Here is a 15,173-nt window from a genome sequence, read left to right on the forward strand (position 1 = left end):
CTTTCTATGTTAGGCAGCGATTTAGTGGTATATCGTAACAACATAGACGCGCAGGTGATTTATGACAAAATGTGTGCGGAAACTAAACCAGTGATTTTAGTACTGTCGCCGGGCCCAGGCACCCCCACTGCGGCGGGCTGTTTAATGGCATTGATTGAACTATGCAAAGGCCGTTTTCCAATGTTGGGGATTTGCCTTGGTCAACAAGCACTAACACAAAGTTATGGCGGTATTATTGGCCATGCTGGAGAAACCGTACATGGTAAATCATCAATCATAGAGCTTGGTGAGCACCCAGTATTTGCAGGTATGGGTGAACGTATGCCTGTGGCACGTTATCATTCACTGATGGCCACGAAAGTACCCGACAGTGTTGCAGTGATAGCCCACTATGAGTCAATACCGATGGCAATTTATCATCGTGACGATAAAGCCCTTGGCTATCAATTTCATCCTGAGTCTATTTTGACGCCCAATGGCGCCGCGCTACTTCAACAAAGTATGCAATTTTTAGCCAGTGCACAGCAGTAGAGGATAGTATGTCAGTAAACCAACAATCAGCCAGTGAGGCGAGCATTGGCTCAATGATTGATGTGTTATTAACGCAAACATCATTAAGCTTTAGTCAAAGCCAACAGTTATTTGATGCCATTATGCAAGGCAAAGTAAATGACATCGAACTAGCAGCCATCTTAGTGGCACTGAAAATAAAAGGTGAAGTAAGCGACGAAATCGCAGGAGCTGCCGCATCGATGCGTGCTAATGCGATACCTTTTATTACTCACTTAACAAACCTTGTCGATAGTTGTGGCACTGGCGGCGATGGCTCAAACACTATTAATATTAGCACCACCGCCGCCATCGTTGCTGCAGCTTGCGGTATAAATATGGTCAAACACGGTAATCGCAGTGTTTCGAGCAACTCCGGCTCCGCTGATTTACTCAAAGCATTGGGCATCAATATAGACATGAAACCAGCACACGCGGCGCAGTGTTTAGAGCAAACCGGCTTTACGTTTTTGTTTGCTCCGCATTATCACAGCGGCGTACGCCATGCTATGGGTGTGCGAACGACCTTAAAAACCCGTACTATTTTTAATATTTTAGGGCCATTGGCAAATCCAGCAGCACCGGATGTGCAATTATTGGGGGTATATGATGAAAGTTTATGCTTAGCGATGGCACACACCTTAAAAACGTTAGGTACACCGCGCGCAATGGTCGTTCATGGCTCGGGTACCGATGAAATAGCCTTGCACGGTGAAACGACCGTCGCAGAGCTTAACAACGGAAAAATCAGCCAGTACACACTTACCCCTGCTGATTTTGGTCTTGCAAACTATTCACTTGAACAACTTGCCGGTGAAGGGCCAGAATATAACGCCAAGGCTAGCATGGCTATTTTAGCTGGTAACGGCACCGACGCGCACAATGCGGCCATTATTGTTAACGTTGCTGCGTTGCTTTATTTAACCAATAAAGCCGACGATTTTAAAAGTGCCGCGATGCAAGTTAAAGAGATTTTACAAAGCGGCCGTGCATTGAATACCTTAAATGCCATTGTCATAAGCAGTAATAAAGAATACGCAAACTCCGAGGTTAGTAATGGCTAATGTATTAGACAAAATAGTTACAGATAAAAAAATAGAGCTCATCGAACGCAAATCCAAGCGCCCTCTTGAGAGCTTTAAGCATCAAGCAATACCCACAAATCGTGATTTTTATAAAGCCCTTTCAGCGCCTGGCACTCAGTTTATTTTGGAATGCAAAAAGGCCTCGCCATCAAAAGGCCTTATTCGAGAGCCGTTTGATTTAGCCGAGATCACCCGTGTTTATAAAAACTACGCTAGCTGCATCAGTGTGTTAACCGATGAAAAATATTTTCAGGGTAGTTTTGATTATCTCGAATTTGTGCGCAGTCAAGTAGAGCAACCATTGATCTGTAAAGATTTCTTTATTGATGAATACCAAATTTATTTGGCCCGTATTTATGGCGGCGATGCTATTTTATTAATGTTGTCAGTACTCGATGATACGCAATATCAATCGCTTGAAAAAGTTGCAAAAAGCCTAAACATGGCAATCCTCACCGAAGTGAGTAACGAAGCTGAAGTACATAGAGCTCTTGCACTCAATGCGCAAATTATTGGTATTAATAACCGTGATTTACGTGATTTGAGCACAAACTTAGCTACCACAGAGGCACTAAGAAAGCTTATTCCTGATAACAAAGTGGTTATTTCAGAATCAGGTATTTACACACACCAAGATGTAAAACGCTTGGCCCCGTTGTGTAATGGCTTTTTAATCGGTAGTTCACTGATGGCTGAGCGTGATTTAGAGCGCGCTTGTCGAAGCGTAATTTTAGGTGAAAACAAAGTTTGTGGCTTAACCCGTAGCCAAGATGCCATTGCCGCTTATGAAAGTGGTGCCGTTTATGGGGGGCTAATTTTTGCACCTAAATCCCCTCGATTTGTTGATTTAGATTGTGCAAAACAAGTTATGCAAAGTGCCCCGCTTGCCTATGTAGGCGTATTTGTAAACGCAACAATCGCAGACGTTGTCAATCATGCTCAGAGCTTAAAGCTTGCAGCAGTGCAATTACATGGCCAAGAAGACGCAGTCTATATAAACGAACTGCGTCCTTTGCTACCAAGTAATTGCCAGATTTGGAAGGCGCAAGCTGTGAAGGATAGCTTGCCAGCACCTGTCAATGGCGTTGATCGCCACTTATACGATACTCACAGCGATACACAAGCTGGCGGTACCGGTAAGACCTTTGATTGGGCAATACTCAAAGAGACTAAGCAGCCATTTATGCTTGCTGGTGGCTTAAACCCAGAAAATATTCAAGGTGCATTATATCAAGGTGCGCATGGACTCGACCTAAATTCAGGGGTTGAGCAAAGCGCCGGTAAAAAATGCCCAAACAAATTAAATGATGCATTTATTAGCATCCGTAAATATTGAGGTCAATATGAATAATCCAGCTTATTTCGGCGAATTTGGCGGCATGTTTGTCCCAGAATTGCTAGTACCAGCACTTAAACAACTCGAAAACGAATTTAATAAATCGCAAACAGATCCGGCTTTTCAAGCTGAACTGGAAAAGTTACTTAATGAATATGCTGGCCGTCCTACGCCGCTGACATTAACGCGTAACTTAATTAAAAACCCAAAAGTAAAATTATACTTAAAGCGTGAAGATTTACTGCACGGTGGCGCGCACAAAACGAATCAGGTGTTAGGCCAAGCACTATTAACTCAACGCATGGGTAAAAAACAAGTTATTGCTGAAACAGGCGCAGGCCAACACGGCGTTGCAACGGCGCTTGCGTGTGCATTACTTGGTTTAAAATGCCGTATTTATATGGGCGCTAAAGACGTGGCACGCCAACAACCAAACGTATTTAGAATGAAACTAATGGGCGCTGAAGTGATCCCGGTTACTGCAGGCTCTGGCACATTAAAAGATGCCGTAAACGAAGCGCTTCGTGATTGGTCAGCAAATTATAAAGAAGCGCATTACTTACTTGGTACTGCTGCAGGTCCTCACCCATTCCCTACCATCGTTCGTGAGTTCCAAAAAGTGATTGGTGAAGAAGCGAAACAACAAGTATTAAAAGCTGAAGGTCGCCTCCCTGATGCGGTGCTTGCTTGTGTAGGCGGTGGCTCTAACGCCATTGGTATGTTTACAGATTTTATTGACGAGCCAAGTGTAAAACTCATTGGCGTAGAGCCCGCTGGCAAAGGGCTTGATACCCACGAGCACGGTGCAACAATCTGTAAAGGAACCAAAGGTATTTTGCACGGTACTTATACCTATATAATGCAAAATGATGATGGCCAGATTGAGGAATCATATTCTGTCTCAGCGGGTCTTGATTACCCAGCTGTTGGCCCACAACATGCGTTTTTACATGAAACTGGCCGTGCGCAATATGTGGGTATTACAGATACCGAAGCATTAGAAGCATTCCAATTACTGGCTAAAAACGAAGGGATTATTCCTGCGCTCGAATCAAGTCATGCACTAGCTTACGCACTGAAGTATGCAGAGCAGCAAACTGAAGAGTCAATTTTAGTAGTGAATCTAAGTGGTCGCGGCGACAAAGACTTATCACACGTTATGGATGTACTTTCTAAAGGGGATCAGTTATGAGCCAGACAGCAATTCAAAAAACAGACCGCTACGGTAAAATGTTCGCCCGTTTAAGCGAGCTAAATCAAGGTGCATTTGTGCCGTTTGTTACAATTGGCGATCCAAATAAAGAACTGAGTGTTGAAATAATCAAAAGCTTAATTGATGGCGGCGCTGATGGCTTAGAGCTGGGTATTCCATTTTCAGACCCAATAGCAGATGGCCCAGTTATTCAAGCTGCCAATATTCGCGCTCTTAAAGTAAATATAAATACCCAAGATTGCTTTGATATCATCAAGCAAGTACGCCAGTACAATGCTGATATCCCAATTGGTTTATTGTTGTATTCGAACTTAGTGTTTAAACGCGGTTTAGAGGCTTTTTACCAAGATGCCAAAGCAGTTGGCGTTGACTCAATTCTAGTTGCAGATGTGCCGCTTCATGAATCTAAAATGTTTCGCAAAGCGGCAATGAGTAATGGCATTGACCCCATTTTTATAGCCACGCCTAACGCACCTGATGACACTTTACGCGAATGTGCCTCTTATGGCCGTGGTTATACTTATTTACTATCTCGTGCGGGTGTAACAGGCACAGAAACTAAAGCACAAATGCCGGCGACATCAATTGTCACTAAACTAAAAGAATACCACAGCGCCCCTGCGTTATTAGGTTTTGGGATTTCAACCCCTGATGATGTAAAAGCAGCACTTAATGCCGGTGCAGCGGGTGCTATATCTGGCTCGGCGGTAGTGAAAATTATTGAAGCGAATCTCGATACCCCTCAAGCTATGCTCAGTGGTTTACAACAGTTCGTAGCGAGCATGAAAGCTGCAACTGCGCTGTAAATTCATACTTCGAAAATAAGAAAAGGGCCTGTTGCGGCCCTTTTCTGGTAATCAAACGCGTTAAAGACTCTCTTTCAACGCTTTTGCTGCTTTAAATACAGGCTTGTTAGCGCCTTCAATGTCTATTGCCTCTCCCGTTTGTGGGTTGCGTCCTGTACGTGCGGGATAATAACTTAACGCAAACGTGCCAAAGCCATTTACTTGCACTTGATCACCTTCTGATAATGATTTAGTGATGGCTGCAAGCATGCTTGATAAAGCCGCTTGAGAATCTTTTTTAGTTAATTCACTGTGTGCAGACATTGCACTAATCAGTTGTGCTTTATTCATAAAATGCTCCTAAAAATACCGCTTACTCAGTCACTGTTCAGCAGATTTTGGTAATGATTGAATACAAAGGCACGCAGGCTAAGGGTTAGTAACTACTAAGTCAACCTTGTAAACAACACAATAAGTTGATACAACCTCTGCAACTATTCTTTGGTTTTATTTTTTTGGGCATTCTATGCATGCAATAATCGAGTTTATTCCGCTAATTTTATTTTTTGCGGTATTCAAGTTAGTTGATATTTACTGGGCAACGGCATTATTAATGGGCACCACTTTTCTGCAGGTCGCTTATTCTTATTTTAAAATAGGCAAAGTACCTACACGCCAGTGGTTGTTTTTTGCCATTGCCGTGATTTTAGGCACTCTTACACTGGTGTTTCATGATGAACAATTTGTAAAGTGGAAAGCCACTATCATCTACGCTGTGCTCTCATTAAGCTTATTGAGCAGTCGCTACTTTCTTGGTAAAAATTTAGTTAAACAAGCACTCAGTGCCATTTTAAATAATGCATCAGACTCTGAGCAAGAAATTACCGTACCTGAGTCGCTTTGGGATAAACTCAACATATTGTGGATAGCGATCACAGCGGGAATATCAGCGTTAAATATTTATATCGCTTATAACTTTTCTCTCGATTTTTGGGTTAACTTTAAAGTGTTTGGCTTAATGGGGATCACGTTTGTCAGTCTTTTTGCCACTATCATCATGTTGTATAAATATTTACCCGATGAAGATGAGCCAAAAGTAGACGATAAAAAGCGCTCTTAATGTCATAAATATGTCGTCTTAGCTTGTTAGCCTAATATACAAAATCACGCTGAGACGACCTTGAACGCCAATCAATACCGCTGGTTTGAATTTACCCTTATATTTGTATGCCTTCCTTTGCTGGGTTTTTACCTTCGTGCCTACCTTGCTAATTGGCTGATCCCCGCGTTAATCGTGTTAATGAGTGTGTGCGGTATGCTGCTGCTAGGCGATCCCCACTTTAAACGCTTTAGACTTACCAGCCTTGGTCAATTTTCCGCAGTGAAACGCCGACTGTTTAGTTTCTTTTTTATCGGCGCACTGTTTTCAGGGGTTTTTTACGGGATCATTAATCAAGGTAATTGGTTTATGCTGCCTCGAAACTCATTTAATGACTGGTTAATGTTACTCGCGTTCTATCCATTATTGTCAGTCATGCCGCAAGAGTTGATATTTCGAACTTATTTTTTTCATCGTTATAAACGCATCATGCCAAAAAAAACGGTGCGCATAATTGTTAGCGCCACAGTATTTGCTTTAGCGCATATTGTTTATGCTAATTGGGTGGCAGTACTACTGGCATTTATAGGCGGGTTATTATTTGCATTTACCTATGCTCAAAGCCGCTCCACGTTTGTCTGCGTTATCGAACACAGCTTATGGGGACTGTGGATGTTTACATTAGGAATAGGTCAGTACTTAGATTCGGCAACAATCTCTTAACTGAAAAAGCCGTGCTAATGATACTTAACACGGCTTAATTATGGGAAGCTCAATTAGTTGTATTAATTAAAAACCGAAAATGCTCATAGCAAAAAACTTAGTCGCTACGGTATTAATAAATATAACTACTAAAATTACCGGAATAAAGGTTGATAGCGAAAAATTAACGTATTTTTCAGTAAAGCTACCTGCATAGCCTGGACAACCTTGGCTTAGCTCTTCACTTAAACGTACTTTTTTCCAGCGATACATCACGAATAAACATACCATTAAACCATTCAATGGCAAGATAGTGTCGTAAAATACATCATACACAATATCAAATAAGCTTTTAGACGCTCCACCATAGTTAGTAAATGAAGTTAACCCTTCAACCATACCAAACGACATAGTACATAACACTGTCAGTACACCGATGCTACCAGTTAATATCAGTAACGCCATTTTACGACTTATGCCTTTACGGTCACTTAGCGTAGCTGTTGGCACCTCAACGATGGATACCAACGAGGTAATTGCAGCAAAAAATACCAGCAAGAAAAACACAAACGCAACAATTGATGCACCAACATAGCCAATATCAGTTTGTAGCGCGAGTAAAATCTTTGGTAAAAACTCAAAAATCATCGACACAGATGAGTCAGACAATTTAGTAGGATCAGTATCTGGGTTAAAACTAAAGATAGCTGGTAGCACCATAAGACCGGCAATAAACGCCACCAGTGAATCAGTCAGTGCAACCATTTTAGCACTGCCAACAATGTCATCCTTTTTCGAGATATATGAAGCGTAAGTCATCAATATACCCATACCCAACGACAATGAGAAAAACGCTTGCGCTAATGCACCATTCAAGACACTGGCATTCATCTTAGAAAAATCAGGGATAATATAGTACTTAACGCCAGCCATAGCATTGTCTAGCGTCAATACATACGCCACTAATGCGATTAGCAATACGAACAATGCGGGCATTAAAAACTTAGCTGCTTTTTCAATCCCTTGCTTAACACCACCGACTAAAATCAAATTAACAATTAATGCCACGGCTGCCATATACGCAAACACGCTGGAACTATTAATAAACACCCCAAAGCTTTTTGGATCAGCCAACACATCTAAGTTCCCAACCGCAACTTGGCTTAAGTAACCAAAAATCCAGACTGTAATAACCATGTAAAACACTGCAATCATAAACGGGGTTAATACTGCTAAAAAGCCAGCAAAACTCCACTTAGCATCATTACCTGATAATAACTTGTAAGAGCCTAGTGGATCTTTTTGTGCTTGGCGTCCCATTGCCATCTCTGCCATCATTACCGGCAAACAAATAAACACAACAAATAGCGCGTAAACGAGCAAAAATGCACCACCACCATTTTTTGTTGCTGAGACTGGAAAACCAACCAAGTTACCAATACCGACCGCAGAGCCAGCAGCTGCTAATATAAATCCGAGGCGGGAGCTAAAATGCTCACGAGTATCGCTCATTTAAAAACCTTATTATTATTTTGTACCATTCAAGCGACTCTACCAGTGTTGTGCTGGGCTTTTCAAGCAGATTCCACTTAAAAATATAATGATACTGTAAACCTTAGAGGTTGTTGTTCTTTTAAGATTAAAATTTGTTCAAGCTAACAGTGATTAAATCGCAGCATCAGTTTATAGCCTCGAAAGTTAACTAAAAACTGCGTAAAGCTTTCGCGCTTTAGTAAGACTCTAAACTAATCGCAATTTATTCGCCTATTAATTTTGCTGTGCTAATATCAGCATAATTCCAATAATATTGAAATCCAGAGAACACACCATGTTGTATATGATTTACTCAACTGATGTTGAAAATAGCTTAGAATTAAGAAAAGCCGCCCGCCCTGCTCATTTAGCACGCTTGCAAGAATTAGAGGAGCAAGGCCGATTACTGACAGCAGGTCCATTACCTGCCATTGATAGCGCCGAGCCAGCTGACGCTGGTTTTACTGGCTCTTTAGTGATTGCAGAATTTAGCTCATTAGAAGCGGCTCGCGAATGGGCTGCAGCAGATCCTTACGTAAACGGTGGCGTATATGAAAACTCACAAGTTAAACCGTTTAAGAAAGTTTTTCCTGGCTAAGTAAAACCAACAACCAAACTGGATTACACTGTTTAAATGAACCAGAATTTAATGCAATGGCTATAAGACTTAGAGCCAAATCACCACAATTCAGTGTTTGTTCACCGGATGTTAATTAAACTCTGTTGCATTGAATCATCAGATTTAGTGATTTTTCACTTGAATTATAGCTACTTGGTTCATTAAACTATTCAGGTCTGGTTTAGGAGTTTCTCATCATGCGTACTGTGTTAGCTCTCAGCGTCGCCATCACTGTGCTATTTTCGAGTGTTTTTTCGACTAGTAGCCAAGCTGCATCTCAAGTCAATAAAGCTGAGATCAATAAAAAACAAGCTGTTGAGCTTGCTAAAAAAGTCGAAGATGGTAAAACTCTTAAAATTACCGTACTTAACGATATTTATACTGTAAGAATATTAAAATCGGACGGCCATGTCGTCGACGTTCATGTCAATAAAAAGACCGGCGAAGTGAAGAAGGATTAAGAAATGCGAATTTTAGTAATTGAAGATGATTTACACTTAGCAGACAATCTGCGTAATGCATTAGAAAAAGAACGTTATAGTGTCGATCTCTGTCATGATGGCGAAGCTGGTTTATTTCACATCACAGAATATCCTCTTGATATGGCGGTAGTTGATTTAGGCTTACCAAAAATCGATGGTATTGAACTGATCAATAAAGCCCGTGCACAAGGGGTCACCATTCCAATCCTGATTTTAACAGCACGTGACCGTTGGCAAGATAAAGTTGAAGGACTTGATGCTGGTGCTGATGACTATTTAACTAAACCATTTCATGTTGAAGAGTTAATAGCGCGGTGTAATGCGTTAATTCGTCGTAGCGCAGGTAAAGCAAATCCTGAAATGACTGCTGGGCCTATTAAAATTCATACCCGCTCACAACAAGTGTGGGTTGATGACCGAGAACTAAGTCTCACCGCATACGAATACAAAGTGCTTGAGTATTTAATGGTTAATCCACAAAAAGTGATTTCTAAATCTGAGCTTACAGAGCACATATATGATCAAGACTTTGATTTAGATTCAAATGTAATCGAAGTATTCGTACTGCGCTTACGTAAAAAGCTTGACCCTGATGGTACTTTAAATCCAGTAGAAACACTACGCGGACGCGGTTACAGGCTTAAAAGTCAGTGGTAGCATCGCAAATACCGTTAAAAGTAAGGCAAGGATTTATCCTTGTCTTTGTTTTATTAGTCGCTTTACCTATCCTATTCTTCTCTATTGGTAAGGCGTACTACGCTTCATTAGTCGAAGCCACCGAAAAAACCCTCGAAGCCCATTTATATTCTTTAATTTCAGAAGTCGATTTTACTGAGCGCGGCATTATCATGCCCAGCACTATTTTAGCTCCTGAATTGAATCGTTTAAACTCTGATACTTATGCGATGATCTATCGTGAAGAGCAGCCTGTATGGCACTCTGAGTCGGCGGTAAATGTTAACTTTGTGCCTGACGAACTAGAAACCAAAGCAGGCGCTGCCGATTTTCGTCGTGTGGAATATAAAAATACCGTGTATTGGCAACTTAGTCTCACCGTCATTTTAAATAACATTGACCAGTCAGAGCATGCCCGCTTTATTTTATTAAAACGCAACGATGCTCTACTGCGGTTAATGGATGGTTTTAAACAAACCCTTGTAAACTGGATGTACGTCATGGGTGTAGCCATTGCAGCATTAATGGCTGTGGGCTTTGTCTGGAGCGCGCGGCCATTGCAACGCTTGGATAAAGAAATAAAAGCCATTGAGTCGGGTGATATTCAAGAAATTAAAGGACTTTATCCTGTTGAGCTGCAAACTATAAAAGCCGATTTAAATTTACTACTCGAAACTCAGCAACGCCAAAAAGAGCGCTATCGTGCGTCTTTAAGCGACTTAGCTCACGCGCTTAAAACGCCACTGGCAGTATTAAAATCGAGCCCGCTTGCCAACGATGCCGATGCCCAAGAGCAGCTTGACCGTATAAATGTGATGATCGAACACCAATTAAAACGTGCTGCAACAGGTGCATCTGATACTTGGAAAAAACAAACAGCCATTAAGCCGGTGCTCGATTCAATCCTCAATGCAATGAGTAAAGTTTACCGCGATAAAGATATTATTTTTACCCATGCGGTTAAAGACAAAGATTACTTTTTAGGTGACAAAACTGATTTACTCGAACTACTCGGTAACTTAATTGATAACGCCTGTAAAGCTTGTCGTTCACAAGTCGATATCCAAGTCATTCAAAAACGCAATCTCACCATCGCTATTAGTGATGATGGGCCCGGTGTGCCGATTGATAAACGCGAATCCTTACTTACTCGAGGTACCCGCTTGGACACCTACGAAAGCGGGCATGGTGTCGGTATGGCGATTGTGTCAGATTTAGTAAAGTCGTATCACGGTACCCTGACTATTTTAGATGCTGATACCTTAGGCGGCGCGAAATTTATTTTAGAGTTTAACTATAATGATAAAAAATAGTCGGTTAACAACAATCTCAGCACTACTTTTAGCACTGAGTACAACAACGTTTGCAGCAGAAGAGCAATGTACTGTCGTTGAGCAAGCAACACCTGATGAAGCTAAAAAATATATTCAATGTTTAGATAAACAAATAGAAAGCTTAACCCGCATTCAACAAACCTGGATAAATAAAATCACTTTAGATTTAAATAAGATCCAAGAAGATAGCGGTAATACTCAGTTGCTACCAATCTTTAAACGTAGCATTATTAGTCATGATAAATACGTGGAAGACAGCTGTAAATGGCGTTATTTACACAAAGTACCTAACGCCACCCAAGCTGCTATTGTATATAAACGCTGTGAATTGCGTATGTTAGAGCAGCACATCACTTTATTAAAACAACCTATCTAACCACTACTGTGGCTATTTAGACGGTGACTCGATTTCTTCACCATTACCCAAAAGAGTCGCTAACCAACGTCCTTCATCACTGGTTTCTAGGGCAATTTTAACAATCATCGTCAGTGGCACCGATAACAACATACCTACAGTGCCAATCAGCCAGCCCCAAAAGATCAATGATAAAAATACCACTAAGGTCGACAACCCTAAACCTTTGCCCATGTACTTTGGTTCGACTATATTACCCATCACGGTATTAATAGTTAAATAACCTGCACCTACGATCCCTGCGACCAATGGGCCTTGTGTGATCAAAGCTAATAAAACAGCTGGGATAGCGGCAATAATAGAGCCAATATTAGGGATGTAATTAAACATAAATGCCATTACTCCCCATAACACGAAGTAGTCAACATTTAAGATCCACAGTAGTAGCCCGGCTAATACACCAGTACCAACACTCACCACTGTTTTGATCGCTAAATAAGAATTAATAGAATTTAAAAAACGGTCTATTTGCTGCATTTTCATATCAGGATCGTCTAATGCCATATGAATTTTATGACTAAGCATAGGCCCTTCAAAAAGCATAAATACCACAGTTAAAATAATTAAGAACAAATTTGCCATCACACCACCTAAGCCAGTCAGCATACCGGTGGCAACATCAATCATTTTTCCCGGGTCGAACATTGATATGACTTGCTCTTTATTGAGCAAAATATTGTACTTGGCAGCAACATCAACCAACCAAATAAACTCATCCTGTAACTTACTTTTATATTCAGGTAAATGCTGTGAAAAGTCAGTCAATGATTGCCCGACTAAGCTGGCAAGGCTAACCCCTAAGCCAACCACCATCAACATCACTAACATAATCGCGATGCCTTTAGGTATTTTGTAACGACCAAAAAAACTTAATAAAGGACTACAAATAATGGCAATAAATGCTGCAAGTACAAACGGAATGACAATTACACTTGCCGCTTTAATACCGGCTAAAGCAACCACCAACGCTGCAAAGATAACTAAACTTTTGTTTACCCCAGTTAAACTAGCCAAACTACAATCCTTTAAAATATAAACTGCAGCTAGTGTATGTGAAAAGTCTGTAGAATGAAATATTTGCAAAGTGATCAAAGCAGCCTACCCTACGTATAACCAATAAATAATTACTAAAAGAGTTTTATACTGCTATGCATATCTTAATAACTGGCGCAACAGGCCTGATCGGTCGTCATTTGTGCCCTGAGCTGAACAAAGAACATCAATTGACAGTACTCACCCGCAATCCTGCAAATGCGACAAAACTGTTAGGTGAGAATATTCATGCGACTGACTCCCTTGAAGAGGTTGATTTTAATAATCTCGATTGCATTATTAATTTAGCCGGTGAACCCATCGTAAATAAACGCTGGAGCGACAAACAAAAACAAATACTGCGAGACAGCCGTATTTCGCTCACTCAACAAATTAGCGCTGCAATTAACCAATGCGATACACCGCCGCATACTTTTATATCAGGCAGTGCGGTCGGATTTTACGGTCGCCAATCAACCACCGTAATTGACGAAAGCTTTGTTGATGTGACCCCTGAATTTAGTCATCAACTATGCCATGATTGGGAACAAGCCGCCCTGCAAGCAGAATCAGTCAATACTCGAGTATGTTTATTACGTACCGGTATCGTTTTAGCTAACAATGGTGGTGCATTAGCCAAAATGTTACCACCATTTAAATTAGCACTAGGTGGTCCTATTGCTGATGGCCAGCAAGGCATGTCATGGATACATATCGAGGATATGATTAATTTAATTATACATATTATCAATAACGTGCAACTCAGCGGCGCAATTAATATGACCGCTCCAACACCTGTATCAAATAGCGAATTTAGTCAAAGTTTAGGTAAGGTATTAAATCGACCAGCAAAAATAACTATGCCTGCATGGGTACTAAAATTAGTAATGGGTGAAATGGCAGATTTGCTGCTTTACGGACAATATGTACAACCAACTAAAGCACTTGATAGCAACTATTGCTTTCGTTATAAAAAATTAGACAGTGCACTTACAAACCTATTACAATAAATGCAGCAATTTAATACTACCTTGCTATTTAAATACTAATACATAATAATTATAACAACAGTGGCTAAAGCAGCTCGATTAAACAAGGCAGATTCATAATGCTACATTTACCTACTGTGATGAGCACATCATTACTTTTGAATGTCCTGATCGGCGGCTTTTTTTTACCGTTTATAATTATAAAAAACAACCCTGTTATTTATACTTAGGCGGGTCGTGTATGGTATTTGTGGCCGCGCAAATTTTAGCATGCCTGCGAATAGTGCTCGATAACCCTTTTATTACGCACTATCTGGCTGATATGTGCATCATAATTAGTCCTATACTCGCTCTTATTGGTTTGCAGAAAGTAACTAACCTCACTAAAAATACTAACCGGCACTTTTTAACCTTAGTGATTGTCAGTGCAATTGTGTTACTACCAATCTATGCTATTACAGCAGGCCAATTGGTGACAAGTATTGTTATTGCAACACTCTTTATTTACGGCGCATGTTTAGTTCATAAGATGAAATGCGTAGCACCAATGCAACAAAAAATCTTGTCCGGCTGTTTTATTAGCCATTGTTTGATCATGTATATACAAGCATTTATGTTATTAGCTCCTTTGGTTAGTAATTCTGCAACTGATTATAGTCTTTGGCTACAAATAATTTTAGTAAGCCATGTCATTCTAGCGACTGCTACAGCTTTGGTATTGCCGTTTTTATTATTTGTAAATATTGAAGAAAACCTTCAGCGACTAGTCAATCACGATGTGCTCACCCGCCTCTTAAATCGACGTGGTTTTTTTATGCAAGGTGAAAAACTCCTCAAACAAGGCGTTGCATATCAGCAATCATTTTCGATAGTTATGATCGATATTGATTACTTCAAAAGTGTTAATGATAAATATGGTCACAGCACAGGTGATACCGCTATTAAATGGATCGCGCAACATATCATGGCACAGCTAAATGATAACGATATTGCTGCGCGAATTGGTGGTGAAGAGTTTGCTTTATTACTCCCTGATCAATCTCTTAATCAAGCTCAGGTAACTGCTCAAAAACTCTGTGATGCAATTAGAGGGCATAGCTTACGTTTTAAAGGAAACACTATTAATTTATCAGTAAGTGTGGGAATTAGCAGTAGTTATGATGCCAATGCTTCAATTAAAACACTGTTAGATCAAGCCGATAAACGCTTATATATCGCTAAAGCAAAAGGCCGAGATCAAGTGGTTATTAGTGATCAACAAACCGACCATGTTGCCAACGGTGTTATGTAACCGAACTGAATTGTAATTTTTTAAGCACTGAGTC

General features: G+C 40.6%; 17 protein-coding genes. 14 read left to right on the top strand and 3 right to left on the bottom strand.

Annotated features, from left to right (window positions below):
• The 5 genes from H5201_RS15790 to trpA all read left to right on the top strand — a co-directional run.
• Nucleotides 1-531: glutamine amidotransferase-related protein (locus H5201_RS15790; RefSeq protein ID WP_182785060.1), on the top strand; the 531-nt coding region annotated here is incomplete at its 5' end.
• A gap of 53 nt (nt 532-584) precedes the next feature.
• On the top strand, nt 585-1,613 hold the full coding sequence (gene trpD, locus H5201_RS15795; protein ID WP_259398526.1) for an anthranilate phosphoribosyltransferase: 1,029 nt from the start codon (nt 585-587) through the stop codon (nt 1,611-1,613).
• Nucleotides 1,606-2,970: a bifunctional indole-3-glycerol-phosphate synthase TrpC/phosphoribosylanthranilate isomerase TrpF gene (trpCF, locus tag H5201_RS15800; protein ID WP_182718903.1), complete on the top strand. Its 1,365-nt coding sequence runs from the start codon at nt 1,606-1,608 to the stop codon at nt 2,968-2,970. Before trpD ends, trpCF begins: the two co-directional genes overlap by 8 nt.
• A gap of 7 nt (nt 2,971-2,977) precedes the next feature.
• Nucleotides 2,978-4,162 carry a tryptophan synthase subunit beta gene (trpB, locus tag H5201_RS15805; protein ID WP_145233645.1) on the top strand — a complete coding sequence of 395 codons (1,185 nt, stop codon included), beginning with the start codon at nt 2,978-2,980 and terminating at the stop codon, nt 4,160-4,162.
• Nucleotides 4,159-4,989 (top strand): tryptophan synthase subunit alpha, encoded by an 831-nt coding sequence (trpA, locus tag H5201_RS15810; protein ID WP_149980999.1) that lies wholly within the window; start codon nt 4,159-4,161, stop codon nt 4,987-4,989. Before trpB ends, trpA begins: the two co-directional genes overlap by 4 nt.
• A gap of 60 nt (nt 4,990-5,049) precedes the next feature.
• Here trpA and H5201_RS15815 read toward each other — a convergent pair whose 3' ends face one another.
• Nucleotides 5,050-5,319: an HU family DNA-binding protein gene (locus tag H5201_RS15815; RefSeq protein WP_145233641.1), complete on the bottom strand. Its 270-nt coding sequence runs from the start codon at nt 5,317-5,319 to the stop codon at nt 5,050-5,052.
• Nucleotides 5,320-5,494: 175 nt separating this feature from the next.
• Between H5201_RS15815 and H5201_RS15820 the strand changes: the two genes are divergently transcribed.
• Together H5201_RS15820 and H5201_RS15825 are read left to right on the top strand one after the other, a co-directional pair.
• Complete coding sequence (locus H5201_RS15820; RefSeq protein ID WP_182785061.1) at nt 5,495-6,088, top strand: inner membrane-spanning protein YciB; 594 nt, start codon at nt 5,495-5,497, stop codon at nt 6,086-6,088.
• Between the two features lie 60 nt (nt 6,089-6,148).
• Nucleotides 6,149-6,790, top strand: coding sequence for a CPBP family intramembrane glutamic endopeptidase (locus H5201_RS15825; protein WP_182785062.1), 642 nt, complete (start codon nt 6,149-6,151; stop codon nt 6,788-6,790).
• A 66-nt stretch (nt 6,791-6,856) separates the two neighbouring features.
• Here the strand turns inward: H5201_RS15825 and H5201_RS15830 are convergent, their stop codons facing one another.
• On the bottom strand, nt 6,857-8,281 hold the full coding sequence (locus H5201_RS15830) for a sodium-dependent transporter (RefSeq protein ID WP_182718902.1): 1,425 nt from the start codon (nt 8,279-8,281) through the stop codon (nt 6,857-6,859).
• Nucleotides 8,282-8,597: 316 nt separating this feature from the next.
• Here H5201_RS15830 and H5201_RS15835 point away from each other — a divergent pair, with 316 nt between their 5' ends.
• From H5201_RS15835 to H5201_RS15855, 5 genes are all read left to right on the top strand, one after another.
• On the top strand, nt 8,598-8,900 hold the full coding sequence (locus H5201_RS15835) for a YciI family protein (RefSeq protein WP_182718901.1): 303 nt from the start codon (nt 8,598-8,600) through the stop codon (nt 8,898-8,900).
• Between the two features lie 218 nt (nt 8,901-9,118).
• Nucleotides 9,119-9,382, top strand: coding sequence for a PepSY domain-containing protein (locus H5201_RS15840; protein ID WP_145233630.1), 264 nt, complete (start codon nt 9,119-9,121; stop codon nt 9,380-9,382).
• A gap of 3 nt (nt 9,383-9,385) precedes the next feature.
• Nucleotides 9,386-10,060, top strand: coding sequence for a response regulator transcription factor (locus tag H5201_RS15845; RefSeq protein ID WP_058558569.1), 675 nt, complete (start codon nt 9,386-9,388; stop codon nt 10,058-10,060).
• Nucleotides 10,054-11,391 (top strand): ATP-binding protein, encoded by a 1,338-nt coding sequence (locus tag H5201_RS15850; protein WP_149980994.1) that lies wholly within the window; start codon nt 10,054-10,056, stop codon nt 11,389-11,391. The genes H5201_RS15845 and H5201_RS15850 overlap by 7 nt, the downstream gene beginning before the upstream one ends.
• Nucleotides 11,378-11,788 carry a hypothetical protein gene (locus H5201_RS15855; RefSeq protein ID WP_182718900.1) on the top strand — a complete coding sequence of 137 codons (411 nt, stop codon included), beginning with the start codon at nt 11,378-11,380 and terminating at the stop codon, nt 11,786-11,788. Before H5201_RS15850 ends, H5201_RS15855 begins: the two co-directional genes overlap by 14 nt.
• A 12-nt stretch (nt 11,789-11,800) precedes the next feature.
• Here H5201_RS15855 and H5201_RS15860 read toward each other — a convergent pair whose 3' ends face one another.
• The gene (locus H5201_RS15860; RefSeq protein ID WP_149980992.1) at nt 11,801-12,841 is read right to left on the bottom strand and encodes an AI-2E family transporter; all 1,041 of its coding nucleotides are present in this window, start codon (nt 12,839-12,841) and stop codon (nt 11,801-11,803) included.
• 134 nt (nt 12,842-12,975) lie between these two features.
• Between H5201_RS15860 and H5201_RS15865 the strand changes: the two genes are divergently transcribed.
• Entirely contained in the window at nt 12,976-13,869 is an 894-nt protein-coding gene (locus H5201_RS15865; protein WP_182785063.1) for a TIGR01777 family oxidoreductase, read from the top strand.
• A gap of 220 nt (nt 13,870-14,089) precedes the next feature.
• Nucleotides 14,090-15,139 carry a GGDEF domain-containing protein gene (locus tag H5201_RS15870; protein WP_182718898.1) on the top strand — a complete coding sequence of 350 codons (1,050 nt, stop codon included), beginning with the start codon at nt 14,090-14,092 and terminating at the stop codon, nt 15,137-15,139.
• The last annotated feature ends 34 nt before the right edge of the window (nt 15,140-15,173 follow it).

It is taken from the genome of Pseudoalteromonas sp. SG43-6 (genome assembly GCF_014164365.1).
Classification (GTDB): Bacteria; Pseudomonadota; Gammaproteobacteria; order Enterobacterales; family Alteromonadaceae; genus Pseudoalteromonas; species Pseudoalteromonas rhizosphaerae.

Excerpts from the sequence above, each read along its gene's own strand:
- trpB (WP_145233645.1), top strand. The coding sequence starts at position 2,978 with ATGAATAATCCAGCTTATTTCGGCGAATTTGGCGGCATGTTTGTCCCA.
- H5201_RS15830 (WP_182718902.1), bottom strand. The coding sequence starts at position 8,281 with ATGAGCGATACTCGTGAGCATTTTAGCTCCCGCCTCGGATTTATATTA.
- H5201_RS15840 (WP_145233630.1), top strand. The coding sequence starts at position 9,119 with ATGCGTACTGTGTTAGCTCTCAGCGTCGCCATCACTGTGCTATTTTCG.
- H5201_RS15865 (WP_182785063.1), top strand. The coding sequence starts at position 12,976 with ATGCATATCTTAATAACTGGCGCAACAGGCCTGATCGGTCGTCATTTG.
- H5201_RS15855 (WP_182718900.1), top strand. The coding sequence starts at position 11,378 with ATGATAAAAAATAGTCGGTTAACAACAATCTCAGCACTACTTTTAGCA.
- trpD (WP_259398526.1), top strand. The coding sequence starts at position 585 with ATGATTGATGTGTTATTAACGCAAACATCATTAAGCTTTAGTCAAAGC.
- H5201_RS15835 (WP_182718901.1), top strand. The coding sequence starts at position 8,598 with ATGTTGTATATGATTTACTCAACTGATGTTGAAAATAGCTTAGAATTA.
- H5201_RS15845 (WP_058558569.1), top strand. The coding sequence starts at position 9,386 with ATGCGAATTTTAGTAATTGAAGATGATTTACACTTAGCAGACAATCTG.
- trpA (WP_149980999.1), top strand. The coding sequence starts at position 4,159 with ATGAGCCAGACAGCAATTCAAAAAACAGACCGCTACGGTAAAATGTTC.
- H5201_RS15820 (WP_182785061.1), top strand. The coding sequence starts at position 5,495 with ATGCATGCAATAATCGAGTTTATTCCGCTAATTTTATTTTTTGCGGTA.
- trpCF (WP_182718903.1), top strand. The coding sequence starts at position 1,606 with ATGGCTAATGTATTAGACAAAATAGTTACAGATAAAAAAATAGAGCTC.
- H5201_RS15870 (WP_182718898.1), top strand. The coding sequence starts at position 14,090 with ATGGTATTTGTGGCCGCGCAAATTTTAGCATGCCTGCGAATAGTGCTC.
- H5201_RS15815 (WP_145233641.1), bottom strand. The coding sequence starts at position 5,319 with ATGAATAAAGCACAACTGATTAGTGCAATGTCTGCACACAGTGAATTA.